We start from the raw sequence: 24,963 nt of genomic DNA, 5'->3' as shown, positions 1-24,963 counted from the left end.
ATAATGGCCTTTTTACGGTCGCTCATAATGCCTCCTCCTTACGAAAATACAGTTTTCACTAACCATTCATAAAAATTATAACACAACGGTCCGCCATCTGCCCCACACAAAAGGACAATTACGCAAAAAAACAGAAAAAATTTTCCCATACTATCCTTTTGTGTGGGGCGTCTTCCCGTGATCCGCGATACAATAAAAAGGCCGGGACTGACCTTTGTCCTCAGCAGGTGCGGAGAGAATATTTGTAATACGGAAAGGCGGGTCAAAACATGAAAAAAGCAGCTTTCAAGAGGGCCACAGTTATGACGCTGTCTGTGGCGGTCCTGTTTGGCATCATACAGGCCCCCGCACGGGCCTACGATGTGGCGCGGCTTCCCAGAGCCGGTTATTCCCTCTCTACCACGGCCGCTATCGACCAAGCGAATAACCTGTGGGTATGGGATTTAAACATCTAAGACGGGTCGGAATTTTCCGCATCCCCGGAGAAGGTGTTGACGGACGTGGTTTCCTACAGCCGGGGCGGCGGAGGCACGTGCGGCGCCATCAAATCGGACGGCTCCCTGTGGATGTGGGGGAATAACAGGTCCGGGCAGCTGGGGAACGGGACAAAGACAAACACCCGCGTACCCGTCAAAGTGATGGATCACGTGGCGGCTGTTTCCTGTTCGATAGACCCAAGTTATGGATTTACGGCGGCTATCACCAAAGACGGCTCTTTGTGGACATGGGGCCCGGACTACAAAGGGCAGCTGGGGACCGGAAGCAGGAATTATAATACGGAGCCTGTGCGCCCGCAGAAAATCATGACCAACGTGTGCGCGGTAAGCTGCGGCCAAAACCATGCCGCCGCCATTAAAAACGACGGCAGCCTGTGGATGTGGGGGGACAACCAAGACGGGGAGGTGGGCTACATCGGCCCGAATACCAACAGCGAATACCCCAGTTCTCAATTTGAGGCACAGCCCCATAAGGTGATGGACAACGTGGCCTGCGTCAGCTGCGGGTTTAATTTCACAGCCGTTGTCAAAAAAGACGGCAGCCTGTGGACTTTCGGCCGGAACAACCATGGCCAGCTGGGCAACGGAAAAAAAGACGTCAATGTCTATTTTCAAAAAAATATGCCCACAAAAATTATGGATGGCGTCCGCACAGCCAGTTGCGGAGACAGCCATATGGCCATTTTGAAGAATGACGGCAGCCTGTGGACCTGCGGCGAAAACCGCTTCGGCGCATTGGGAAATGGGAAGTGGTACCTTATCAACATGGCAGGGGAGATCACATACGGCGAAGGCACAGACGTCTTGACCCCGGCCAAAATCATGGAGGACGTGGTGGATGTCGGCTGCGAGTATCACGCATCGATCGCCTTGAAAAAAGACGGCAGCTATTGGACCTGGGGATGGAACATCAGGGGCGAACTGGGCTATCCGGACGGGGACGCATCCTATACTGCCTCCGCGCCGGGTGTGGACAGGGACTGCTATATTCAGTCTTTTCCCCGTCAGCCGGAGTACCCCTTTACCCCCAAAAAGCCGCCAAAGACATTTACCGTAGCTGACTTCTCGGACGTCTTTCTGGAGGACTACTACGCGAAGCCCGTACAGTGGGCCGTTGACAACGCCATAACCGGCGGCACCAGCGCCACGGCCTTCAGCCCCAACACAGCCTGCACCCGTGCCCAGGCTGTCACCTTCCTGTGGCGGGCCGCCGGTTCTCCGGCAGTTAATTACGCCATGAACTTCACTGATGTGCCCGCGGACGCGTATTACGCCGAAGCGGTGCGCTGGGCGGTAAGCCAGGGCATTACCTCCGGCACCAGCGCCACAACGTTCACCCCTGGCGCTGTCTGCACCCGGGCTCAGATCGTTACTTTCCTGTACCGCAGGGAGCAGGCCCAAGGCGGCGGTATGCAGGATGCTTGGATGTTCCGGAATCCCTTTTCTGACGTAGACCTGGAGACCTACTACGGCGATGCTGTCATGTGGGCCGTGGCCAACGGCGTCACCAGTGGTACGACCGCCACCACCTTCAGCCCTGATACCACCTGCACCCGCACCCAGATCGTGACGTTCCTGTGGCGGGCGGCGAATGTACCGGAGAGCAGCTCCGCCCGCCAATAAGACGGAATAAGTTTCGCGAAAGTAAAAGGAAATATTTCAGTGGAAGAGAGGTTTGAAGATTACTATGAAGAAACGATTTTTGACAATCCTGTTGTCACTGTGTATGACAATAGGTATGCTTCCAGTTGAGGTTTTCGCCATAGAGGAGAACGTCTCGGATGTGGAAGAGCCGCCCTACCGGGTAGAAGAAGTGGCGGTTGAAAGCGAACCTTCCGCCGATGCCGGTGAATCGGCGAGCGTTGATATTCCTTCGAGGCCGAGTGAGAACAAGATTCAGAAGCTGTATCCACAAAAGGAGGACGAACCTGCCGCACTGCAGGAAAGTCTCGGTACCTACGGCGATGGGAATAGTTCCTTCACCCATTCAGAAAATGAACAAGACCCTGCCGATTGTCCCCACAGCTATAAAACAAGCTATGTTTACATCTGCAACGGCTACGAATATCCCAGCGATGAAGCAGCCAATGCAGATGAAGCCACGAGCAAGGACCCGGGGCCTCTTGCGGAAAAATATGATGATTACATCTACGAGAAGTTGGTCTGTGAGTTATGCGGCGATGTGCGGTATGATTATACCGGATATCAGCAGCTGAATCCGAGATTTGAACAGCAGGTATACCACGTGTCTGCCCTGGACAGCCTGACGGTCGCTGTGGTCTGCGACGACCCCACCATACCTATTAAGGTAAGCTATAAAAGCAAGAATCCTGAGCTTGTGGAGGTGGACAGCGAAACCGGCGCAGTGACTATCCTCGGTTATACATGGGGATATGTCACGCTGGAGGCTACCATCGAGGCACCCTTCCCCTATGAGCCGGTCACCGTAGTCAGTTGTTCTCTGACGATTGAGAAGGTGAACCCCTATGTAATCCACACAGCAGAGGATCTTGTGAAGTTTCGCACGCTCTGCCTCTCCGGCTTGTGTGACAACGCCCAGCTTGCAGAGGACATCGACTTCACGGATCAGGAGCTCTGTGTCGAGTGGGAACCAATTTCCTCTTACACCGGAAGCTTCGATGGAAATGGGCATACCATCTCCAATCTGAAGATCAAAACCCCTGATGCGCCGAACCCCAAGGATTCGACCTATTATGTCGGACTTTTCGGAGAACTGAACGGGGGAGAGGTTAAAAATCTGACCCTTGATAATCTGAATATTACGATTGGAACCACAGATAGCCCGGTGGAAAGCTGTAAGCTGAATGTAGGCGGCATTGCCGGACTTGTGCGTAAGGGGAGCATCTCGAACTGTACTGTCCGTGGTGAAATGACCATCACCGGCAGCCAGAGCTACGAGCAGAAACCCGCTCTGTGCGCCGGCGGCCTTGCCGGGAGCACTACCCAGTCGATTGCAGACAGCGTCAATGAGATGCGGATCGAAGTCACCGGGACAAGCGCTGGTTATGTAGGCGGCATCACCGGCAAAGCAGACAGCGATGCCGAGCTGACCGGCTGTGAGAACCGGGGCTATATCAAGGTGGACACAACTGCCAACTGGTCGAATACCTATGCAGGCAGCTCATATATTGGCGGTATCGCAGGATATGCCGCGGTCAAAACCACTACTGGCTGCGCCAACAGCGGCACGATCAGCGTGCACTCCCGGGGCCGCGTCTATGTAGGCGGCGTTGCCGGATATTATATGGGATCGCTCATGAGTGGTTGCCGCAACAGCGCCATGATCCTGGTTGACAGCCAGGCCGGCGCCGATGTGGGCGGTATCGGAGGACTCTGCCAGACGGATGAAACCTCCTACTGCTTCAACAGCGGACGGATTCAGCTCAGCCTGATGGATGACGCCGTTACAACAACGTCAAGTGCATTCAATACATTTATGGCCGGCGGCATCTGGGGGAATAGTATTAGCAGCAATATTGTTATTCATCAATCCGCTAACACCGGCGATATCTCAGTGAATGTCAACCATAGCAATAAACGCGGCAGCGAGGCCTTTGCCGGTGGAATTCTGGGATGCGACCGCAACCATAACAGCAATGCCGTAACGCAAATCAACGACTGCTATAATTTAGGCGATGTCACGGCGTCTTCTGCCAATAACAGTCCGTATGCCTACGCAGGCGGCATCGTTGGAAAGCTGGAGGGCAGCAGCGCTACGGTAAACCATACCTATAACAAGGGTGATGTGACCGCGGATGCGTTGGAAAAGCCGAACGGCAGCACCGCCGGCAATACTACTTATATCTATGCCACCGCCTATGCAGGCGGTATCTGGGGAGTGTGCGGCGCAAGGAACCTTACGGCAACCGGCAATCTCCTGCTGCGCGGGCAGGTGAAGGCCGACGCTGTCAGTGAGTCTGATAAGAATAAGGTGGATTCCAACTTCCTGCCTATAGGGTATTACCTCTTGGGCGAGGGCAAGGACGTCTCGCTCAGCCTCTTCTGCATGGACACTACCAACTTTGTAATGGGGGATGGACAGGCAGAGGCCGTTCTCCGCGAGTCCTCTACCAAACTCCGCACCATTTACACAGAGCGGCAATGGGATCTTGATACTATATGGCTGCTTGAGGACGGCGCGCATCCCATTCTCCGAGGTCAGCCCGAGGGGTTCTATGATGGGATACGAGAGCTTTTGCCCCTCTCGCTCACTTACTATGACGGTCGGGATATTACGGTCGATCTCAATTTCGGCGATGAACTTTTCAATCTCCCCTCTTCCGTTGCAAACCGGGATTTGGCGCTCCTTGCGGCGGTTCTCAGCGCCGCCGCCTATGATATCGATAAAGAGAACCCCTTCGGCAGATATATCTACAACGCCTATCGGAATATGGGCTTTGAAAAAGAGAATATCACCCTCTACAGCTATTTGAAGGATACAAATGGAGTCAACGATTTTACCTTTGATGACAGCAGTGACATGTGTTTTTCGATTGCCAGCAAAGAGATGGAGTCTGACAACACCCTGATGTTGGTGACTCTGCGCGGTACCACCACCACTAAAGATTGGATAGCGGACTTTGGTACCCTTGTGACCTACCCGGCCTTGGGGGTAGAAACTCACCCCGGCTTTATGGCGTTTGCCATCAAGGTGATGCGTGGAATCGACCAGTATATGACCCAGCATGACCTCTTTGAAACGGCACAGGCCGGCAAGCTGAAGATCCTCGTCACCGGCCACAGCCTTGGGGGAGCCGCCTCCAACCTGGTGGGGGCTATCCTGGACCGTTCGCCGGAAAAATATGGTCCCCATGACAATATCTTTGTCTATACCTTTGCGACTCCCAACACCTACCACGAGGAGTATAAGGGGTATACCGACAATATTTTCAATATCTGTGACCCGGGCGACCCGGTGACCTATGTTCCTCTCGATATTGGAGTAGATATCTTTGACATATTGGGTAGTACCGCTGTGACACCCTATGCGATACCCATTGGTGTGGTCAAATCACTGCTACGAGGCGATTGGAGGGACTTCGGGCGCACCAATCGGGGAATCTTCGATGACCATTTCATCAGCTTTGACAACCATAAGGTCTCCAACTATGTAGACTCAGTAAAACGCAGCAGTGCGGCGGATTATCTGGAATCTTTCGGCAAGTGGGCATACGTCCGCTGCCCCGTGGATGTCCGTGTGGAGGATGCCCAGGGGAATGTACTGTGCAGCATTACCGACAATGTTGTGGACGAAAACAGCACCCTGATGGCCCTTGTGGACGGGGATGAGAAGCTCATCTATCTGCCGGATGATGGCCGTGAATATCAAATCTACCTGACCGGCACCGATGCAGGGACGATGGAGTGTGGCCTTTTGGAATGGTGCATCACAACCAGCGAGCGCGGAGAGATGCAGGGGTTCGAGAATGTGAAGCTTGAGTCCGGCAAAAAGATGCTGCTTACTGAGACAGAAGAAGAGGAAACCACGACATGTACCCTGGTTGTTTTGGGAGCGAACGACACGCCTGTAAAGTCCATCGCACCCGATGGAACCGAGACACCGATTGCGGTGGACCCTGATGCCGGTCACAAGCTGACCGAGGTTTCTGGCGTTGCCGCTACCTGCAAGGATGCTGGCATCAAGATCCATTGGCACTGCTCTGTCTGCAATAAGAATTTCGCCGATGCGGCTGGCACTACCGAGCTGAGCGACGTTACCACTCCCATCGATGCCACCAACCACGTAGGCGGCACCGAGAACCGCAATGCCAAGGACGCTACCTATGAAGAAACGGGCTATACCGGTGATACCTATTGCCTGGATTGTGGAACTAAAATCGCTGACGGAACTGTGATTCCCAAGAAAACTCAGTCCTCTGGTGGCGGTGGCGGCGGTATCAGCGGCTACAGCTACTACACCATCAAGGCAACTGCCGGGCCTGGCGGCTCTATTTCTCCCTCTGGCAATGTTAGCGTCCGCGAGGGCCGGGATCAGACCTTCACCTTTACGCCGGACAAGGGCTATGCCATCTCCAACGTCAAGATCGACGGCAAGAGTATTGGTGCGGCGAAGTCCTACACATTTGAGAATGCCCGTAGAACCCATACCATCGAGGTCATCTTTATGAAAGCCAACGGCAACCCCCAGACCGGCGTGTTTGTGGATGTAGCCACTGGCAGCTATTATGAGGACGCTGTGGATTGGGCAGTAGAAAACGGCATTACCAAGGGAAGCGATGATACCCATTTCTCCCCGGATGGCATCTGCACCCGCGCCCAGGCCGTTACCTTCCTGTGGCGTGCTGCCGGAAGTCCCGTGGTGAACTATGCCATGAACTTCTCTGACGTTTCTGCTGACGCCTACTATTCGGAGGCTGTCCGTTGGGCGGTCAGTCAGGGCATCACCAAGGGCACCAGCGACACCACGTTCAGCCCCAACATGACCTGCACCCGCGCCCAGATCGTCACCTTCCTGTGGCGTTCCGAGAAGTCCCCGGCAGCGGGTACAGCCAATCCCTTTGCCGATGTGAAGTCCACCGCCTACTATACCGACGCGGTACTGTGGGCGGTCGAGGAGAACATCACCAAGGGAACCACCAACACCACATTCAGCCCCGACGCGGATTGCACCAGAGCGCAGATCGTGACCTTCCTCTGGCGCTGCAAGAAGTGACCGGCTGACATACGGCCAAGCAGCAAACCGCTGACATGACCACATAAGCGAACAATGGACAGCGTAGCGGATAGGCTTTTCGCCTTGACGCTGCGCTGCTCCTTTTTCGCTACGAGAAACAAATCAATGACATTTTGAGCTGCGCCGCTACCCCAGCGCGGCAAGGAGACAGCATTATGAAAAGAATCACAAGAATCATTCGTCCGATCATCTGCATGACGACAATAGGACACCCATCCTTGCGGTACTGAAAAGCAGCGTATGGTATAGGGAAAACGGCGGCTGCTCTGTACGGGGCGGCCGTTGTTTTTGCTGTCCCAACATTTTTCAGATGAAAGGGACCTATGCGTATGACAGGAGAGCACAGGAGGTGCCGCTAATGCTGCGGCACCGAGCCGCGCCGGGAGCATAGCCGGACGATACCCGGACACCGTAGGATACCTATGTCCTCCGACAGCCGCCGACAATTTTTATACTGAACCGCACCAAAGCGCCCATGCAGGCTTTTATGCCTGTGTGGGCGCTTTTTGTCGTTCCCGGCACTTTTTCGCCGTGGGCTGCCGCTCCCCGCCGCCCTTCGTTCTGGAAGGAACATCCACCCGAACAGAACGAAAGGAGCGCAGCATGAGCCGCGAGAAAAATATTTTTGAGAAATTTCCGCAAAAATGGCCAAAAGGGGTGTTTGCAAGACGAGTAGGGGGTGAAAGGGGAAACAACGACCTGCCTTCCGGCGCGAAGGGAGGTGAAAAAATGGACCTCGACCGTCACGACGAACACAAGCAGCACGCCTTTGACAGCTTTTGCAAAAAGGTGATACGGTGCGAAGACTACAACGCTTACCGCGCAATCGGGCGCCGGCAGGATCTTGAGATCCCGTTCAGCCAGTTGCCGGAGGAGGCGATGGAGACGCTTGCGACCTGGGACGTCTACCCCTGGGAATACACATCCTTCCCCGTGGGCAGCGACGTGATCCTTATTAAGGATGACCGGCTGGCCGCCGCGCTGACCGCCCTGCCGCAGAGATTCCGGGATATCCTTCTGATGTACTGGTTCCTGGAGCTGGCAGACCGGGAGATCGGCGAGAGGCTGAGCCTGTCCCGGAGAACGGTCAACAACCGCAGGCAGCAGGCCTATGAGCTGCTGAAAAGGCTGATGGGAGGTGACGCGAATGAGTAAGCGCAGAACCGCGCGAAGCAGCCTGATCCCTTACCCGGTGATCGCCGCCGCCGTGCGGGGCGACCCGGAAGCCGTAAACCGTGTGCTGGACCACTATTCCGGCTACATAGCGGCACTGTCCATGCGTAGGGGCTGCAATCAGAACGGAAACCCCTGCTTTGCTGTGGACGAGGAGATCCGCCGTCGAATTGAGACGAAGCTGATCGTTGCCATCCTGAGTTTCGACCTGAACTGAACCCAGGCAGGCCTTAACCGTGCGCCCCCCTTTCCGCGCGGCTGAGCCCTTTGCTCCTTGACAAAGAAAGCCCGGCAAATCCCGGTGCAGCATAGAGCAGACGGATACATTCCCGTCTGTGTGGAGCCATACGGCCGGTGCGCCATGACCCTCCAACGGGGCGAGCGATATCCACCGGACCGCAAAGCGGGCAAGGCAGCCCGCGGGCCACGATGCACAGGCGGGGCGATACTCCCTTGCAGTCACAGTCCGGGCGTGCAGCCGTATTCAGGCGGTGAGGCGTCGCAGGCAATGAGCAGGGCCGCGCGAGAACCGCGCGGGGGTGGGATTCCCGTGGAGCTGATAGGCCATTCAGCCGTCCGTTCTGCTGTTCTTCGTAAGCTATCAAAAAATGATTTGTTTTCAGACGATTAGAAAGGGGCTAACTATGCAAACGACCGTTTCATCTGAAAAGAAATACGCCCCGCCGAGGCGGAGCGAAAAACAGATCGGCAACACAACCTTTATCGTCAATTCCTTCTTTCGGGAAAAGGGCGATGAGGGTATTGCCGTAAAGCTGGAACGTCTGATGAAAGCGGACGTTCAGAAAGAAGCTACAACTTAATTCTCCCAAACAGGCAGACAGGGACAAAAAGACGCGGTATAATGAAGGTGACTTCAAAACCGTGTTTGACTGCCGGATGGGAGGTTACTATGTATCATCAGTCAAACACCGCTGCCGCGCTTCAATTCCCTTACAGCGCTATGAGCGTCGAAGCTGTTACCGCTTTGTACTGCCGTTTGTCGCGTGACGATGAATTGCAGGGCGACAGCAACAGTATCATCAACCAGAAAAAGATCCTTCAACGCTATGCACTTGACCACGGCTACAAAAATTATCGCTTTTATATTGATGACGGCATTTCGGGTACGACGTTCAACCGCCCTGGCTTCCAGCAAATGATTGCGGATATCGAAGCCGGCCTTGTCAATCGGGTCATTATCAAGGATATGTCACGCCTGGGCCGTGATTATCTGCAAGTGGGCATGTATACCGAGATCATGTTCCCGGAGCATGACATTCACTTTATTGCTGTCAACGATGGCGTGGACAGCACCCAGGGTGATAATGAGTTCACTCCTTTTCGGAACATCATCAATGAGTGGTATGCGAAAGACACCAGTAAGAAGATCCGTGCCGTGATGAAGGTCAAGGGCAACGCTGGCGAGCATCTGACGACCCTGCCGCCCTATGGCTACATGAAGTCTCCTGACAACAAAAAGCTGTGGGTCAGGGACGAGGACGCCGCAGCGGTGGTCTATGAGATCGGCCTATATGTGATGGACGGCTTCGGGCCGTCTCAGATTGCAAGGAAGCTGACAGAGCGAAGGATATTGACCCCGGCCGCCTATTATGCCAGCAGGGGCCGGAAAGCAAGGAATATCAAGCAGGGCTTGCCCTACGCATGGGATGCCTCCACCGTAGCGGATATCATGGACCGCTGGCGGGAGTACCTGGGGCACACGGTCAATTTCAAGACAAGGAAGAAGTCCTACAAGAGCAAAAAGGTCATCCATAATCCAGAAAGTGAGTGGATGATCTTTGAGAACACCCATGACCCGATCTGGACGGAGGCAATCGCAGACGCCGCGAGAGCAGCAAGGCAGACGCGCCGGCGTCCTACAAAAATGGGAGAAATGGGGATGTTCTCCGGCATGATGTTCTGCGCAGACTGCGGATCTGTCATGTATCAATGCAGGGCCACCAACTTCCGGCGCGAGCAGGAATACTACCTGTGCGCCGGCTACCGAAAGAGCCGTGACTTCTGCGGTCAGACCCATTCCATCCGCACGGTGATCTTGGAGGAATTGATTCTGGAAAACCTGCGGGAGATCGTTTCCTTCGCCTCCCGCAGTAAGGACGAATTTGTGAGGCTGGTCATGGACAGCGACCTGCGGCAGCGCAACCGGGATCTTGTAAAGAGGAAACGGCAGCTTACCGATTCCGAGAAGCGGATCACTGAGCTGGATGCTATCTTCAAGCGGCTCTATGAGGACAACATTTCGGGCAAACTCTCCGATGAACGCTTTCAGAAGCTCTCTGCGGACCACGAGAAGGAAGAACAGGAGCTCAAGGTGCTGGTAAACTCCCTTCGGAAAGAAGTGGAGCTGGAGGAAAGCAAATCGGCGGATGTTGATCGTTTTCTCTCCGTTGTGGAGAGGTACACGGATATCCCGGAGCTCACGCCCTGCATCCTCCATGAGTTCGTGGAGAAAATCATCGTCCATGCGGCCAGCGACCCGAAGGGTAAGAATCGGACGCAGGAGATTGACATTTACTACAAGGGTATCGGAGTCTTGGAAATGTCAAAAGTCACGGCATCAACGGAAAAATGAGAAAACGGTACAGCCGAAGCTATACCGTTCTCTCTTTCCTCACGATGTTTTCTTATCGGGAGCATCCTTCAGGCTGTCTTTTTTCGTGGTGGAGATAAGCGGGATCCAACCGCTGTTGTTTGTTTGCCTGAAAGTGCTCTTAAAACCTGGTGGAAACAAAAAAGACAGCCGTCAGGCTGTCTTTTTTCGTGGTGGAGATAAGCGGGATCGAACCGCTGACCTCTTGAATGCCATTCAAGCGCTCTCCCAGCTGAGCTATACCCCCATATAAAGCTACATAGCCGGCTGACCGGCTCAGCAAGGGATATAATAGCAAAAACTTGCCCGCTTGTCAAGGCTCATTTGAAAATTGGCGTTGCTGTTTTTCTGCGGGGCATGCCGGACACCGTTTTCTCCACAGCCAGCCGAGTACCGCCCTCAGCAGGCCGCGGATGGTCGGGCCCGGCCGCTTTTGTGCGGCCTCCCGCGCCGCCCCGGCCCGGTCTGCAGCCTCCTTCATCAGCTGCTCCTGGGCACAGACCTCCGGCCCCTCACCCCGCTGCTTTTTAAGGTAAGTACCGTCGCTCAGGAGCCAGCGGGCCTTGACCGTGTCCTGCAGCTGGATCTCCAGCAGCTCCTCCACCCGCTTTTTCAGTGCCGGATCATAGACCGGCGTCACCACCTCCACACGCCGTTCGGTATTGCGGGTCATCATGTCCGCCGATCCGATATAGAGCTTTCGCTCCGGTCCGTCGCCGAAGGCGTAGATCCTGGCGTGCTCCAGATAACGGCCCACCAGGCTGGTTACCGAGATATGCTCGGTATAGCCCGGCACCCCGGGCAGGATACAGCAGATGCCCCGGATGATGAGCTCGATCCTCACCCCGGCCCGGGAGGCCCGGGAGAGGCCCTCGATCAAGTCACAGTCGGTGATGGAATTGCACTTGATGACGATATGGCCCCCGCTCCCCTTCCGCTCTTCTTCCGCCATGCGGTCCAGGATCGTCCGCTTGAAGCCCACCGGAGACACCAGAAAGTGGCGGTACTCTCCCTCCAGATTGCCGATGGACATGTTCTTGAAAAAGGAGGCTGCATCAGTGCCGATCCCGGCGTCCGGAGTAATAAGGGACAGGTCGGTATATTGGGCCGCCGTCTTTTCGTTGTAATTGCCCGTGCCGATCTGAGTCACATACTGCACGCCGCCCTTGCCCCGCATGGTGATCAGGCACACCTTGGCATGAACTTTGTAAGTCTCGAAGCCGTAGATGATCCGGCAGCCCGCCTCCTCCAGCCGCTCGGACCAATCGATGTTGTTCTGCTCGTCGAAGCGGGCCCGCAGTTCGATGACCGCCACGACCTCCTTGCCGTTTTCCGCGGCGGCGCACAGGTACTCTACCAGCCGTGCTTTTTTGGCCAACCGGTAGATAGTGATCTTGATACTCAGTACATCCGGGTCGGTGCTGGCATCCCGGATGAGCTGGAGAAAGGGCTCCATGCTCTCATAAGGATAGGAGAGCAGCAGGTCCCGCTTTCTGGCCAGCCGCAGCATACCGCCCTGGTGGGCCGGAAGGACGGCCTGGGGCGCAAAGGGCGGGTAGAGCAGCGTCTGCCCCAGGGCCGGCGGCACTTTTGAGAGTAACGGGAATACATACTCCATTTTCATGGGCGCGGCCGTGCGGAAGATCTGGTGCTTTCCCACATGGCACCGGCGGGTCAGAACATCCTCCAGCTTTTTTTCCAGGGGGAATGCCGCCTCCAGACGCACCGCTGCCATGCGGCGGCGCTTGTGGAGCAGCTTCTTCATGTGACAGCGGAAATCCTCCTCCACGTCGAACATCTCGTCATCCGGAGAGATGTCGGCGTTGCGGGTGACGCAGATGCAGTTCCGGTCGGAGACTGTATACTGCTCAAAGACCAGCTCCAGGTGCTCCAGGATCACCTGCTCCATCCGGAGGAAGCGCAGGCCGCCGCCTGGAAGGTCCACCACCTGGGGCAGCATGGAAGGGACAGGCACAATGCCCATCATCACGCGGTCTTTTCGCCTCAGGTTGGCCACCACATAGAGCTCCTTATTCTGCAGATGGGGAAACGGGTGGTTGGCGTCTACGATCTGGGGCGAGAGTACCGGCAGCACCTGGGTCTTGAAATAGTTTCTGATCCATTTCCGTTCCCGCGGCTCCAGTTCTCCAAACTCCACTCCGCACACGCCATAGGCGCTCAGTTCCCGTTCCAGTTCCTGGAAGATCTGATCCCTCTTCCGGTACAGGGGACCCACCGCCTCATAGATGTGTTCCAGCTGTTCCCGGGCGGTCATCCCGGTACGGCTGTCCCCCGCCTTTCCGCCCATGGAGACGATATCATACAGGCTCCCCACCCGGATCATGAAAAACTCGTCCAGGTTGCTGGTGAAGATAGCCACGAACTTCAGCCGCTCCAGCAGGGGCACCGAGGGGTCCGCGGCCTCGTCCAGCACCCGGTCATTGAAGGCCAGCCAGGACAGTTCCCGGTTTTGGGTATAGTGTCTCAGTTCTCCCCTCACAGCACTTCCCCCCGCTCCATATTCAGCACCTCCGATAGGAGGTAGCCCTCCCGGACGCCGTAGTCACTGATAATCATGGTATCGCTGCAGAAGGTCCTGGCCACCCGCCGCAGTATGGTCATGCCCGGCAGCAGGGTGTGGATTCGGTCCGGCGTCACCTTCAGAAGCTGCATCAGATGTTCCCTGTTCTCCTCCCGAAAGCTGTCCAGCACCTGAGAGACGGTGCGCAGATAGATGGTCCGGTTGGCGCAGGGCAGCTTTTCCCGGGCGTTGATCAGCTTTCCGGCGGCCCGGTTGGTCCCTCCCACCCCGCAGATCACGGGGCAGACCACCTGCGGCAGTTCCAGCTTTTTCAGCTCCTTGTCCACCCGGCGCTCAATGCGCGAGCGCTCCTCCCGGGTGGGCAGCAGGTGTGAGACATACTTGCCATACATGTTCAGGGAACCCACAGGCAGCGATACCGCCCGTTCCACCTCACCCTGGCGGAAAAAGACCAGCTCGGTGCTGCCGCCGCCGATGTCCACCAGCAGCCCCTCAGCCGCCGGAAGGAAATGGGTGGCCCCCACGTAATCCAGCAGAGCCTCCTTCTCGCCCGAGAGCACCTCCACGCTCAGCCCCGTGCGCCCCTCGATGGCGGCCAAAGCCTCGTCCGTATTCACAATGTTCCGCAGGGACGCGGTGGCAAACACCGCCACATGCCCGATGGACAGCTTTTGCAGAACCGACTGGAAGCGTTCCACCGCCTCCGCCGCCCGCTCGATCCCTGCCCGGGACAGCTTGCCCTTCCCGTTGACGTAGCCCGCCAGTCCGGCGGTGTTTTTCTCACGGAACATGGTTTCGATATGCCCCTTCTCCACCTGGTAGACCGTCAGCCGGATGGTATTGGAGCCAATGTCGATCACACTGTATATCATTCCCATTCTCCCTGTCATTCGATCTTGGTTTTAAGTTTGCACCTTCGCGCCCGGCGGCGCTACCTCTATTATATGTTGATCGTGTAAAAATTCTGCCAAAGGCCCCACTTTGTTTGTCACTGAAAAACCCCGGACCGTTTTTGAGATGGAAATCCGGCCCCGGGTGTAGTATGATGGACGGGCGGCCCTCCTCTCCCGGGCGGAGCCGCACCCACAGACACCATTCTATGATCTGAAGTGAGGTTCCCATGAACGAAAAAGAGATCGCCGAACTCCGCCGGCGCTTCAAGCCGGAGAAGAGCAATATCACCCACATCCGGGGCTGCTACGTCAATGAGTCCGGGGAGATGGTCTCCCAATTCGACCAGTCCATCGGCCTAATGACCCAGGATGAGAGTGAGCATTTCCTCTCTATCCTCAAGCGTACCCTGTCGGGCACGCTGGGAAAAAACCTGATGGACATCGTCTTTTCCACCAAACAGGTGATCCAGGGGGAGGAGCACAAGCTCCTCATGGCCCTGCGCAACTCCGCCCTTCAGGATGAGGAGGCGGTGCAGGCTTTTTTCCAGCGGGTACGCCAGTCCCTGACGCTGGAAGGCAATTACCTCATCCTGCTGGCCCACGACCGCTACGACGTGCCCTTCCGGGCCCGGGACGGCGAGGACCAGCCTGACGCCTCCGGAGAGGTCTTCAACTACATCCTGTGCAGTATCTGCCCGGTCCGGGCCACCAAGCCCGCCCTGAGCTACTACGCCCACGAAAACGAGTTCCACAGCCGCCAGATTGACTGGCTGGTGGCCCCGCCGGCGCTGGGCTTCCTCTTTCCCGCCTTTGACGACCGGAGCACCAATCTCTACGGCGCCCTCTACTACTCCAAAGACGGCGCCGACATCCACAGCTCCTTCGTGGAAACGGTGTTCCGCACCGAGCCGCCCATGCCCGCCGCCGCCCAGCGGGAGACCTTCCAGACCGTTTTGTCCGACGCGCTGGAGGAGGAGTGCAGCCTGGAGGTGGTCCAGACCGTGCAGCAGCATCTCTGCGCCATGATGGAGGAGCACAAGGCCAATCATGAGACCGAGCCCCTCACCGTGTCCAAAGGGGCCGTCCGCCGGGTGCTGGAGTCCTGCGGCGTCTCCGGAGAGCGGGCCGCCGCCTTCGAGTCCGGCTATGACGCCCGGTTCGGTGGCGACACCGGTCTCAGTCCCCGGAACCTGGTGGACTCCAAACGGTTGGAGGTCTCGGCCCCCGACGTCAGCGTCCGGGTCAGCGCCGACCGGGGCGACCTGGTGGAAACCCGCGTCATCAACGGCGTCCGGTACATCCTTATCCGGGCCGACGGGGACGTGGAGGTCAACGGCGTGCCTGTACATATCTCCTGATACGCTTCGCGCTACAAAAAGCTTTTTAACAGGTTTTAGTATGAGCGGTCGGCAAAGCTGTCTCATGACAACATAAAAAGCCCATCCGGATACCCGGATGGGCTTTTGTCTTTCCAATCTGTATTTACACGCTCCGACGTTTCTACGGCTCTTCCCCGGCGGCGTTGAGCCGCGCCAGCACTGCGGGCCAGTCTCCGGTCCCGGTGCTCCGGGCCAGCTCCCGGAAAGCCGGGATGGTCCGCTCCAGCCGCCGCAGCCGCTGCCAGCATTCCCGGAGATACTGCTCCCGCTGGACCAGGCCGGTGGTGTACCGGACCGTGCTGTTCTCTTTCGGCATCTGCTCCCGGAAGAACCGGCGCGCCCCGGCCACCCAGGCGGGCACCTGGGCCTCTACCGGGCGGACCGGCTCATACTCCGCAATGAGCGACACGGTATACAGGTCCATGGCCGTTCCGCCGTCAGGCCGCAGCTTCTCCCCGCAGCGGCACCGCTCCCACTCCTGCCGGAAGCGGGCTTTTACCTCCCGCCGCATGCGCTCCAGCTCCCGTTCGTCCTCCGAACGGAAGCCGTTTTGTTCCAGCTCTGCGATACAGTCGTTGAGGAAGCGGATGCGGCAGATGCCGTACCCCGCCGCCGCTCCGGTGCAGGAGCGGCGGGTGGCCTCGTCCAGGAAGCGGCGCTCCTCCTCCGTGAAGGGTCCCTCCGCCCCCGATCCCGGCGTCACACACCCGCCGGAGAGCCGCACCCGGCGGCACAGCAGGGCCTCCGCCAGCCGCCGGGCCGAGTAGGGCTGGTTCCCCCGCCGGATATTGTAGATGCGCAGATAGGCCCGGAAGGCATTGCGCTGCCGCTCCGGATAGCGCAGTTCCTCCCGCCCCATCTCTATGCGGAGATGGGGCTCTTTTTCAAAGAAGGGCAGGCGGGCGCTGTTCTCCAGCACCTCCTGCTGGTTTTCCAGGAAACAGCCCAGCAGGTTCAGCGCCGGGCCCGACGCATACTCGTGAAATGCGGCGTAAACACTGTACGCCTTGGCAGTATAGGAGGCCTCCAGCAGGAATTTCACCCGCCCGTCCCCGAAAAAGTCCCGCTCCCGGTACCGCTCCAGCCGCAGCCAGGCCTTTTCCACGATCAGGGCCGCCGGCTCCAGAACATCCAGTCCCGCCGGGGTGAGCCGCCCGAAGAATCCGTTCTCCCCGCCTTCTTCTCTCCGCAGGCGCTCCAGCTCTTCCCGCACGCGGCAGGCGAAGGCCAGCTCCGGCCCCGGGACTATCTCCAAAGCGGCGTTCTCTTTCCCCTCTCCGTTGAGAAGCGCTTTGATCTGCTCTAGATATACCTTGGACAGGCTGTGCCAAGCGTCGGTATTCGGGATGTCCGGATGGGCCGCGCAGAAACGGATGGCCGTCCGGGCCTGGACCGCCGCCCTGGAGAGGTCCCCCCGCTCCCGCAGGATCCTGGCCTGGTTGCACAGGCTGAGCACCACCTCATATCCGTCATAGGCCCCGGCGGCCGCCCCCGGCCTCAGCAGCCCGGCGGCGGCAGTCCGCCATTGCTCCTCCTGGGGCAATCCCAGGGCCCGGCACAGCTCGGCCCCCACCCGGCAGAAGACCGAGCGGAAAAAGGACTCCTCCCCTTCCCCCGGTCCTGCCTGCAGGCGCTCCGCCGTGGTCCCGTCGCAGCCGAAGAGCTGGTCGGCAAAACGGACGGCCTTTTCCAGCATGGCCTTGGGGAAATGCCACACCGGGCACTCGCACACCCGCAGTCCTCTGCCTTCCTCCCCCAGCCCTCCATGGCAGGCGGCAAAGAAGAGGTTGGCCACATGGAGCATGGCCAGGTTTTCCTGGACTGCCCGGCTGGAAAAGCGGTACTCCCACTCCAAGGTAGTCCGGTTCAGGCTTCGGGACAGCACCTCGGCGGCCCGTCCCCGGGAAAAGGCCTCCGCTGTCAGGCCGCCGGCCTCCGCCGCCAGCACCTCCAGAGCGCCGGAGCGGTAGGCGGGGAAAAACCGCAGTCCCCGCCGGAAGGCGGAAAAGCTGCTCCCCACCATCTCCTCCACCGCCGTCCGATCCACCGCCCGGGCGGCCGCCGGGATATACCGGCCATCGTACAGCTCAGGCACCAGCATCTGAAAGGCCACCGCCGGCAGGGCGTACATCAGGAAAAAGGCATCCCGCTCGCTCCGGGCGTCCCCCGCCCTGTCCTCATCGAACCAGCGGCAGGCCTGCACCGCCAGGCAGCCGTAAAAGAGAGCCTCCGGGCTTCCGAACATCCCGGCCAGCCGCTCCCGGGGGACCCAGCGGGTAAGGACCTCCATGCTCCCCTCCCCGGCGTCCCCCTCCAGAAAGGTCTGGACACTGCCGCACATCCGCAGCAGAAAGGGGGTGGTCAGCATGTCTCTCACCGGCTCCTCGATACCGCTCCCCGTTCCCAGCCAGGCCCGCTTCTGCCCGTCCCGCATGGGCCGCACCGTACACCGGCGACAGCTCTTCCACACAGTGCCCAGATCGCTGAGCCCCGCGCTCCAGGCGGGCAGCCGCTCCGGGGGCAGCTTGCTGCTGATGACCAGCCGCAGCCGTCCGTTTCTCCGCAGGTCGACCAGATCGTCGCACAGGGCGCGGACGCCTGCGGCGTTGGTGATCTCGTCCAGCCCGTCCAGCAGGAGCAGCCGGTCCTCCAGGTCCTCCGGCGACGGGAAGCGGAGCCCACGGGTCTCCAGCCAGGTCAGCAGCCGGGGGCGGCCGTTCTCCCGATCCAGCCCCCGCAGGCCGTGGCCGCTGTAAACGGCGCTCAGCGGCACAAAGACCGCCCGCTCATCCCCGGCCCGCAGCATCCGCAGAGAGGTGGTCTTGCCCGCCCCCGACATGTCGCTGCCCGGTCCGCCGCAGAGCAGAAAGGCCCTGTCTGCCCCGTTGTGCTCCAGAACCTGCTCCAGGGGGGTGCAAAGCCGGCCGTCCTCCCTCCGGCATGTCCGGAACACCACACCATCCAGCTCCACGTCGGGGAGCAGCTCCCCGGCGATCCCGCTCCCGGCCAGGGCGAAGATGCCGGTGGGCCCGTCCGCACTCTCCGGCTCCCCAGACTCCCGCAGATCAGCTGCGGTCACGGCGGCGCTTTCGCCCCGGAGCCATTGGAGCTCCGGGGCACCCTTTCCCCAGCACTGCTCCCGCAGCAGGGCCAGGACGAAGAGCGCCGCCAGCTGCCGCACCGCCAGCTCCTCTCCCGGCAGGTCGGAGCGGATCTGCTCCCCCCAGAGCTGTTCCGAAACATGGGAAAAGAGCGTCCCGATCCGGTCCGCTACCTCCGCGTCCAGACGCAGCCGTCCCTCCTCCCGGGCCGCGCGCAGGTTGCCCGCCACGGCCTCCAGCGTCGGGAGCCGCCCTGCCCGGTAACGCTCCTCCAGTGCGCTGAGGGCGGTCTCGCAGATCTCCTGCTTCCCTTTTTCCACGTACTGATAGGGTCCGTGCTGTAGGATACTCACCTTGTTGGCCACCGTCTTTTGGCTCCGCCCCTGCTCCTTCCAGAGGGCGCAGATATCCAGACACGTACCGGCAAACACCAGCTCCAGCAGACTGGCCGCGTCCGGCCCCTTCCGGCCCCCGCCGTAAAAAATCTGGCAGCCCAGCTCCGGAGGCTGTCCCTGGGCCAGCAGCCGCTGCAGGCCCCACAGCGTCACATGGCGCGCCGGGGTCAGCCCGTTCCGTCCGATCATCTCTTCCCTGCTGCGCAGATAGTTGATCTCCCGCTTGAGGGCGTTGACCTCGGCGTCCTTCCCCTCCCGCCGGGCGGGATCCAGCCGCGCCCGCTTCTCCTCCACCTGCCGCAGCAGGTCCTCCCGGACCCTTTGGATGTGCCTGTCCAGCCACCGCCGGTCCACCAGGCAGTCCTGCCAGCTCATCTCTTTCTCTCCCGGCATGGGGCGTACCTCCTTCCCGCTCCGGCTCAGTCCATCCGCACCAGATACCACCGCTTCCCGTCGGGGGCCGGTGGGATGTCCAGCGCCCGGCAGACCGCGCCTTTCTCCTCTTCCAGCCAGCAGGCCTCCTCCCGGCTCAGCCGCAGCTCCACCTCATTCCGCTCCTCCCGGGCGAATACCTCCCGGACCAACGCTTCCATCCGCTCCCGCACCGGCCGTCCCTCCTTCCTTCTCCGCGAAAACCGGCGGTTTTTGTCATCTCTGAGTGTACCATATCCCCCAGGCGGGCGCAAATCTTTTTGTATTCCACCTATTTCCCGCCATTTCCCGACAGCATCCCGACAGTCTCCCGTCCCGCCCCGGTGACAGTCCGCTCCGAACCGTTTATTCTGGTCTTGACAGGAAGGACAGCCACTCCGGCCCGTCCCAAAACTCAGAGACAGAGATAAGGAGTGATCCCTATGAAAGAAAAGACTTCCATTCGCATCCCGGGCGTTACCGGCTTCGGCCACTGGCGCTGGCTGGAGCGCCGCGCCGGCGCGTCGGGCTGCAGGACCGGCCAGGTCCGGCAGGACGGCGAGGACTATACCACCCCCTGGATCGAGTCCAGATACAGCCGCTTCCACGCCTATGCCAGCCAGCGCCTGCTCAGTGCCGCCCAAGAGCTGGAGCCCCTCTACACCCAGGTCTCCTCCCTCCGCCAGGAGCTGATCCTGGTCTCCGCACCCGCCGCCCCCTTCCACGGCGGCCAGGACGAGGATGCCCAGCGCCGGGCGGCTGCCCACAGCGCGCGCGCCTCCGCGGACGCCGCCCGCAAGCGGGAGATCCTCATCCGCCTGGCTGAGCTCCGCACCCGGAACACCATGATCGACGAAGGCCTCAGCCATGATCTGAGCCGGGCCTCCTCCCTCCTCCGCTCCCACATTGCCGCCTACTGGGAGGGAGTCCTCAAGACTGCCGGGGACGACAGCCTGCCCCCCTTCCCCGTGATCCGTGAGCGGGAGATCCCCGGGATGGCAGCCTACCGCAAAAATCAGGAACGGGCAGCGGCCCTGCTGGCCGGAGCCCTGGGACAGGCCGGAGAGGAGGATGACGCATGAGCTTTCGGAAGAAAAAAGACACCCAAAAGTCCTTCGGCAAGCAGGGCGACGTGGAGGAGACCGTCTCGGTCCGGACCTACGCCCCCCACCTGGGCCTCACCCCCCGGGACTACATGATGCCTCAGCTCCTGGCGGATTTCGAGACCGACTTTGAGCGCCGGGCCAAAGAATTTCTCCAAAACGCCAACCCGGACCAGTACAACGGCTCCTATATGGACGGCGTGATCTGCAAACTGCGGGACGAGGCGCTGGTGGAGCTCTCCCTCCAGCGTGCCGACCATGTGGGGTCCATCGCGGACCTGATCAGCAAGCTGTGGAACGGCGACCAGATCAAGGCCCAGGCCAAGCTGGAGCAGTGCGCCGCCGAGCTGGAGGAGACTGACCGGGAGCTGGCCAAGCTCCGCCGCGTCTACCACCGGGGCACCAGTCTTTCTGACGAAGAAAAGGAGATGATCGGAGCATGAAGCAGATCAACGTCAACGGCGTCCACGCCCTGCGCACCGAGAACTACCTTCTGCCCATCCAGGCGGAGCTGACGCTCCAGGATACCGAGCGGGCCTGGTGGGCCCATCCGGCCTTCATCCTGTTCCTCACCGTGGCCCTCAGTGTGCTGGACGCCATGGTGCTCTACGACATCATGGACAGCGCCATGACCCAGTCTGCCTGGCTGGGCAAGCTGGTGGCCTTCGGCATCGCCCTGGTGCTCAACGTCATTCCCCTGATGATCGCCAAGCTGACCCATCAGGCCATCTACAACCTCAAGCGCTTCGCCGGGGTCTGGGCCCTGACGGGCGTGCTGGCCTTCCTGCTGCTGTTCACGGGCACGGTCTGGCTCCGCTTCGCCTACCGGGACGCCTATGAGGCCGGCTCCGGCGTCACCCAGCTGGAGACTACCGTGGAGACCGGAGCGGCCTTCTCCGCCGCGGCGGAGGAAAATGAAGAGGACGCCCACGCCAAGGGCACCGCCGTAGTGGTGCTGCTGTCAGTGGAGCCCCTGGTGACCAGCGTGGCCAACTTCCTGCTGGCCTACTTCTCGGAGGACGAGCTCCGTGCCCGGATCAACCGGCTGCGCCTGCGCCGTCTGGAGCTGCTGGAGGCCAAGAGCGACCTGCAGGCCGCCCTGGCCAACATGGACGGCGACCGTCAGCAGCTTCTACAGCTGGACGAGGCCCGCTACCGGGCGGCCCGTGAGGTAATCACGGCCCGCTGCGAGTACCTCCGTGCCGAGGCCCGCCGGCTTCTGGCCGAATACCTGGCCGACCCCGCCGCCACCACCAAGCTCAGCGCCGAGGCCGTAGAGACCGATCCCGTCTCTCCCCCGGCCCGGCTCCACGCGCTCTCCGAGAGCGCATGATCATTACGAAGGAGGTCATCTCTATGTACGCCATGTTCAAACGTGCCCGCGCCCTCATCCTTCCCGTCCTCCTGGCCGTCCTGCTCACCGCCTGCGGCAGCGGCCGGGAGGACACCCCGCTCTCCCTGGCCGTGGTGGCCGGCGTCCACAGCAACGCCGGACGGATCCCCCTCTCGGCCGCCGCCGTCTCCGGCCGGCTCTATGACGCCGCCTACACCCACGGCGACGTGACCATGATCCGCTGCGACGGCAACCCCGCCGTGTTCTATCAGGCCAGTATCCCCGCGCCCCAGGTGGAAGGTCTCAGCGAGAAGAAGCAGAAGTCCATTGCCCAGGAGTACTGCGCCCAGCTCCAGGATGCCCTGTCCCAGGCCACCCCTCAGTCGGAGGAGGTGGACACCCTGCAGGCCCTGCGCCTGGCGGGGCAGGCCCTCCGCTCCGCCGCCGGAAACAAGGTCCTGCTGGTACTGGACACCGGCCTGTCCACCTGCGGCTACCTGGACTTTACCGATGGTCTCCTCTCCGCCTCCCCCCAGGAGCTGGCAGAGGCTCTGGAAGAGGCACGGGCCCTTCCCGAACTGGAGGGAGTGACTGTCTGCTGGGCCTTCTGCGGCCAGACCGCCGCCCCCCAGCCCCCACTGAGCGCCCGCCAGCAGGAGGCCCTGCGGGACATCTGGGAGGCGGTACTGCTGGCCGGCGGCGCTTCTCAGGTAATCTTTACCGATGACTTTGCTGCCGACCAGCCCTATGACGGTCTCCCCGCCGTCTCTCTGGTGGATGTGGAGGAGGCCGGGCTGGATGTACAGCCTATGGAGACCGTGGTGCTGGACAGCGCCGGCGTGGCCTTCCTTGGGGACTCCGCCCGCTTCGCCGATGAGACCGCCGCTGCCAAAGTCCTCTCCCAGGTGGCCGGGCAGCTTCTGGAATACCCGGACCGCCGGGTGTGCATCGTGGGCACCACCGCCTCCGGCCGCGACGCAGCCTTCCAGCAGGCCCTGTCCCTGGACCGGGCCCGGGCGGTCAGAGATATGCTGGCCGGCTTCGGAGTGGACGAGGGCCGCATGACCACTCTGGGCCTGGGTGCCTCCGATCCCTGGCACGTGGAGGATCTGGACGCCGGCGGCCGGCAGATCGAGCCCCTGGCCGTCCAAAACCGGAAGGTCCTCATCCTGGATCTAGACGGCCCGGACGCCGGCCTCATCCGGGATCTGCTGCCCTCCGCGCCCTGACCGGAGGTGGAGCCATATGTGCAGTGCGCTCTGTCAGCTTCTTTTCCGCGCCGGTGAGCGGATCCGCATCCGTCCGCCCGCCGCGCCGGCGGAGCTGTCCGCCTTCCGCATCCAGTGGCCCCATACGCCGGGGGCCATACTGGCTCTGTGGCGGGTCAGCGACGGCCTGGAGATCGCCGCCACCGGCACCGTTCTCTACTCCGTGTGGGAGGCGGCCCACACCCCCCGGCGCTGCGGCACGCCCCTGGGCCGCATGTCCTTTGGCGACCCGCTCTATATGGACCGGGAGGGCCGGGTGCTCCAGATCGACCGGGAGGACGGCGGCGTATTTCTCACCTGGCCCTCTCTGGCCGGCTTCCTCCGGGACGAGCTGGCCGCCCCGGCCGAAGAGGAGGTCCCATGCTCAGGCGGGAACTGATCCGGGTGGCCGCAGCCGCCGCCGCCGGACTTACAGCCGGGATCGCCCTGTGGCGATGGGTCCCCTCCCCCCTCTTCGCCCTTGTGCTGATCCCGCTCTACGCCGTGAGCCTCGCTTACGCGGGCAGATCCCTCTGCTCCCTGCTGGCCGGTCTGCTGAGAGCCTGTTTTCAGTGCCAGCTGGCGGGGCTTCTCTCCCACCCCCTTCCGGGCATGGCGCTCAGCCTCCTGCTGCTGATCCTGGGACTCCCCGTGCTGCTGGCCGCAGGGTATCTCATGGGTCTGGCCCGGTGCGCCGCCGCGCTGTGGACCGCATTCCGGGCCAGGCGCAGTCCATAGGCCGGTATGAAAATGGTTGCCAAGGCCCGGCGAATGTGCTATCATGCAACTGTCAGGACCGCCCGGAGGACCGGCTCCGGGATTTCCTGCATCCATTCTTGAACAATAGGAGAATTGTCTTGTGAAATCTTGCTATCTATTGGAGATTGTACGCTGACCGGGAGGTCTGCGTCAAAACGATCTCTGCCAGGCCTCCCGAAAGGCTCCCAGGAGAACTTTTAGGAGGACGATCCTTTGAACCGGGAAAACAAACGGAAACAGTACGAAAAAGGCTACTATAAGACCCATCCCTGTCAGGACAGCTTCACCTGTAAGGTGTGCGGCAGGCCGGTGGTCCCGGCGGGAGCCGGGAGCGGCCATCGCAACCACTGCTCCAACTGCCTGTGCAGCCTCCACGTGGATGTAGAACCAGGAGACCGCTCCGCCCATTGCGGCGGCATCATGGACCCCATCGCGGTGTGGGCGCGCAAAAACGGCGAGTGGGCCGTCATCCACCGCTGCCGCCGGTGCGGCTGGCTCAGTTCCAACCGCATCGCCGCCGACGACAACCCCATGAAGCTCATGTCCATCGCCATGAAGCCGGTGGCCCTTCCCCCCTTTCCTCTTGAGCGGATAGAGGAGATGACCGCACTCATGGCCGGTGACGGAACACTGAAAGACGGGAAGCCCTGACCCGCGATACCGGAACAAAAGAGCGGGGGGGGCGGCCTTGGCCCCCCCCGGTTTTTTTTTAAAAAAATATGGGGGGCCGCGGTTTGGGCGGCCCCCCCCCGCAAATCCCCCGGTTATTTATCCCGGGCGGGCGTATCTATAGATCATGGGGCG

At 60.3% G+C, this 24,963-nt stretch carries 19 protein-coding genes and 1 tRNA gene; 15 read left to right on the top strand and 5 right to left on the bottom strand.

The genetic code is table 11. From position 1 onward, the window contains the following. Positions 1-269: 269 nt before the first annotated feature. The 7 genes from ACTNBZ_RS10775 (at position 270) to ACTNBZ_RS10745 (ending at position 10,978) form a co-directional block, all read left to right on the top strand. Positions 270-455, top strand: coding sequence for a hypothetical protein (locus ACTNBZ_RS10775; protein ID WP_441209808.1), 186 nt, complete (start codon positions 270-272; stop codon positions 453-455). A 33-nt stretch (positions 456-488) separates the two neighbouring features. Continuing rightward, positions 489-2,120: an RCC1 domain-containing protein gene (locus ACTNBZ_RS10770; protein WP_441209807.1), complete on the top strand. Its 1,632-nt coding sequence runs from the start codon at positions 489-491 to the stop codon at positions 2,118-2,120. Positions 2,121-2,184: 64 nt separating this feature from the next. Continuing rightward, positions 2,185-7,191: an S-layer homology domain-containing protein gene (locus ACTNBZ_RS10765; protein ID WP_441209805.1), complete on the top strand. Its 5,007-nt coding sequence runs from the start codon at positions 2,185-2,187 to the stop codon at positions 7,189-7,191. 750 nt (positions 7,192-7,941) lie between these two features. After that, positions 7,942-8,367 carry an RNA polymerase sigma factor gene (locus tag ACTNBZ_RS10760; protein WP_441209804.1) on the top strand — a complete coding sequence of 142 codons (426 nt, stop codon included), beginning with the start codon at positions 7,942-7,944 and terminating at the stop codon, positions 8,365-8,367. Continuing rightward, positions 8,360-8,602: a helix-turn-helix domain-containing protein gene (locus ACTNBZ_RS10755; RefSeq protein ID WP_116722154.1), complete on the top strand. Its 243-nt coding sequence runs from the start codon at positions 8,360-8,362 to the stop codon at positions 8,600-8,602. Before ACTNBZ_RS10760 ends, ACTNBZ_RS10755 begins: the two co-directional genes overlap by 8 nt. A gap of 427 nt (positions 8,603-9,029) precedes the next feature. Beyond that, the gene (locus ACTNBZ_RS10750) at positions 9,030-9,206 is read left to right on the top strand and encodes a transposon-encoded TnpW family protein (protein ID WP_207215975.1); all 177 of its coding nucleotides are present in this window, start codon (positions 9,030-9,032) and stop codon (positions 9,204-9,206) included. Positions 9,207-9,247: 41 nt separating this feature from the next. After that, entirely contained in the window at positions 9,248-10,978 is a 1,731-nt protein-coding gene (locus ACTNBZ_RS10745; protein ID WP_441209801.1) for a recombinase family protein, read from the top strand. A 189-nt stretch (positions 10,979-11,167) separates the two neighbouring features. On the opposite strand, the gene ACTNBZ_RS10740 is transcribed toward ACTNBZ_RS10745, so the two are convergent. The 3 genes from ACTNBZ_RS10740 to ACTNBZ_RS10730 all read right to left on the bottom strand — a co-directional run bounded on the left by ACTNBZ_RS10740 (position 11,168) and on the right by ACTNBZ_RS10730 (position 14,410). Then, positions 11,168-11,243 (bottom strand) — tRNA-Ala (locus tag ACTNBZ_RS10740). A 66-nt stretch (positions 11,244-11,309) separates the two neighbouring features. Further along, positions 11,310-13,496: a polyphosphate kinase 1 gene (gene ppk1, locus ACTNBZ_RS10735; protein WP_441209800.1), complete on the bottom strand. Its 2,187-nt coding sequence runs from the start codon at positions 13,494-13,496 to the stop codon at positions 11,310-11,312. Continuing rightward, positions 13,493-14,410, bottom strand: a complete 918-nt coding sequence (locus tag ACTNBZ_RS10730) for a Ppx/GppA phosphatase family protein (RefSeq protein WP_441209798.1) — start codon at positions 14,408-14,410, stop codon at positions 13,493-13,495. The genes ppk1 and ACTNBZ_RS10730 overlap by 4 nt, the downstream gene beginning before the upstream one ends. Before the next feature lie 248 nt (positions 14,411-14,658). On the opposite strand from ACTNBZ_RS10730, the gene ACTNBZ_RS10725 reads away from it, so the two are divergent. After that, positions 14,659-15,789: a DUF4317 domain-containing protein gene (locus ACTNBZ_RS10725; protein ID WP_441209796.1), complete on the top strand. Its 1,131-nt coding sequence runs from the start codon at positions 14,659-14,661 to the stop codon at positions 15,787-15,789. Between the two features lie 142 nt (positions 15,790-15,931). On the opposite strand, the gene ACTNBZ_RS10720 is transcribed toward ACTNBZ_RS10725, so the two are convergent. Then, entirely contained in the window at positions 15,932-19,699 is a 3,768-nt protein-coding gene (locus ACTNBZ_RS10720) for a hypothetical protein (RefSeq protein WP_441209795.1), read from the bottom strand. A gap of 26 nt (positions 19,700-19,725) precedes the next feature. Next, the gene (locus ACTNBZ_RS10715; protein ID WP_441209793.1) at positions 19,726-19,911 is read right to left on the bottom strand and encodes a hypothetical protein; all 186 of its coding nucleotides are present in this window, start codon (positions 19,909-19,911) and stop codon (positions 19,726-19,728) included. A 249-nt stretch (positions 19,912-20,160) separates the two neighbouring features. Here ACTNBZ_RS10715 and ACTNBZ_RS10710 point away from each other — a divergent pair, with 249 nt between their 5' ends. From ACTNBZ_RS10710 to ACTNBZ_RS10680, 7 genes are all read left to right on the top strand, one after another. Beyond that, a complete protein-coding gene (locus ACTNBZ_RS10710) occupies positions 20,161-20,799 on the top strand; it encodes a hypothetical protein (RefSeq protein ID WP_441209791.1) in 639 nt (212 codons plus the stop codon). Next, positions 20,796-21,263, top strand: coding sequence for a hypothetical protein (locus ACTNBZ_RS10705; protein ID WP_441209790.1), 468 nt, complete (start codon positions 20,796-20,798; stop codon positions 21,261-21,263). The genes ACTNBZ_RS10710 and ACTNBZ_RS10705 overlap by 4 nt, the downstream gene beginning before the upstream one ends. Beyond that, positions 21,260-22,153 carry a hypothetical protein gene (locus ACTNBZ_RS10700; protein ID WP_441209788.1) on the top strand — a complete coding sequence of 298 codons (894 nt, stop codon included), beginning with the start codon at positions 21,260-21,262 and terminating at the stop codon, positions 22,151-22,153. Before ACTNBZ_RS10705 ends, ACTNBZ_RS10700 begins: the two co-directional genes overlap by 4 nt. A gap of 23 nt (positions 22,154-22,176) precedes the next feature. Further along, positions 22,177-23,382 (top strand): OmpA family protein, encoded by a 1,206-nt coding sequence (locus ACTNBZ_RS10695; protein WP_441209787.1) that lies wholly within the window; start codon positions 22,177-22,179, stop codon positions 23,380-23,382. 16 nt (positions 23,383-23,398) lie between these two features. After that, a complete protein-coding gene (locus ACTNBZ_RS10690; RefSeq protein WP_441209785.1) occupies positions 23,399-23,800 on the top strand; it encodes a hypothetical protein in 402 nt (133 codons plus the stop codon). Next, complete coding sequence (locus tag ACTNBZ_RS10685; protein ID WP_441209783.1) at positions 23,782-24,138, top strand: hypothetical protein; 357 nt, start codon at positions 23,782-23,784, stop codon at positions 24,136-24,138. Before ACTNBZ_RS10690 ends, ACTNBZ_RS10685 begins: the two co-directional genes overlap by 19 nt. 234 nt (positions 24,139-24,372) lie before the next feature. Beyond that, on the top strand, positions 24,373-24,810 hold the full coding sequence (locus ACTNBZ_RS10680) for an RNHCP domain-containing protein (protein ID WP_441209781.1): 438 nt from the start codon (positions 24,373-24,375) through the stop codon (positions 24,808-24,810). The last annotated feature ends 153 nt before the right edge of the window (positions 24,811-24,963 follow it).

Origin of the sequence: Pseudoflavonifractor sp. HCP28S3_F10 (assembly GCF_052065415.1) — a bacterium.
GTDB lineage: Bacteria > Bacillota > Clostridia > Oscillospirales > Oscillospiraceae > Pseudoflavonifractor_A.
The sequence above is the reverse complement of the archived record's forward strand: the minus strand, read 5'-3'. Positions and strand labels throughout refer to the sequence as shown.

What these genes read in the sequence shown, in the direction of transcription:
- ACTNBZ_RS10695 (WP_441209787.1), top strand. Translation starts at nt 22,177, where the DNA reads ATGTACGCCATGTTCAAACGTGCCCGCGCCCTCATCCTTCCCGTCCTC.
- ACTNBZ_RS10745 (WP_441209801.1), top strand. Translation starts at nt 9,248, where the DNA reads ATGAAGGTGACTTCAAAACCGTGTTTGACTGCCGGATGGGAGGTTACT.
- ACTNBZ_RS10725 (WP_441209796.1), top strand. Translation starts at nt 14,659, where the DNA reads ATGAACGAAAAAGAGATCGCCGAACTCCGCCGGCGCTTCAAGCCGGAG.
- ACTNBZ_RS10685 (WP_441209783.1), top strand. Translation starts at nt 23,782, where the DNA reads ATGCTCAGGCGGGAACTGATCCGGGTGGCCGCAGCCGCCGCCGCCGGA.
- ACTNBZ_RS10750 (WP_207215975.1), top strand. Translation starts at nt 9,030, where the DNA reads ATGCAAACGACCGTTTCATCTGAAAAGAAATACGCCCCGCCGAGGCGG.
- ACTNBZ_RS10755 (WP_116722154.1), top strand. Translation starts at nt 8,360, where the DNA reads ATGAGTAAGCGCAGAACCGCGCGAAGCAGCCTGATCCCTTACCCGGTG.
- ACTNBZ_RS10700 (WP_441209788.1), top strand. Translation starts at nt 21,260, where the DNA reads ATGAAGCAGATCAACGTCAACGGCGTCCACGCCCTGCGCACCGAGAAC.
- ACTNBZ_RS10730 (WP_441209798.1), bottom strand. Translation starts at nt 14,410, where the DNA reads ATGATATACAGTGTGATCGACATTGGCTCCAATACCATCCGGCTGACG.
- ACTNBZ_RS10690 (WP_441209785.1), top strand. Translation starts at nt 23,399, where the DNA reads ATGTGCAGTGCGCTCTGTCAGCTTCTTTTCCGCGCCGGTGAGCGGATC.
- ACTNBZ_RS10765 (WP_441209805.1), top strand. Translation starts at nt 2,185, where the DNA reads ATGAAGAAACGATTTTTGACAATCCTGTTGTCACTGTGTATGACAATA.
- ACTNBZ_RS10760 (WP_441209804.1), top strand. Translation starts at nt 7,942, where the DNA reads ATGGACCTCGACCGTCACGACGAACACAAGCAGCACGCCTTTGACAGC.
- ACTNBZ_RS10775 (WP_441209808.1), top strand. Translation starts at nt 270, where the DNA reads ATGAAAAAAGCAGCTTTCAAGAGGGCCACAGTTATGACGCTGTCTGTG.
- ACTNBZ_RS10705 (WP_441209790.1), top strand. Translation starts at nt 20,796, where the DNA reads ATGAGCTTTCGGAAGAAAAAAGACACCCAAAAGTCCTTCGGCAAGCAG.
- ACTNBZ_RS10720 (WP_441209795.1), bottom strand. Translation starts at nt 19,699, where the DNA reads ATGCCGGGAGAGAAAGAGATGAGCTGGCAGGACTGCCTGGTGGACCGG.
- ACTNBZ_RS10710 (WP_441209791.1), top strand. Translation starts at nt 20,161, where the DNA reads ATGAAAGAAAAGACTTCCATTCGCATCCCGGGCGTTACCGGCTTCGGC.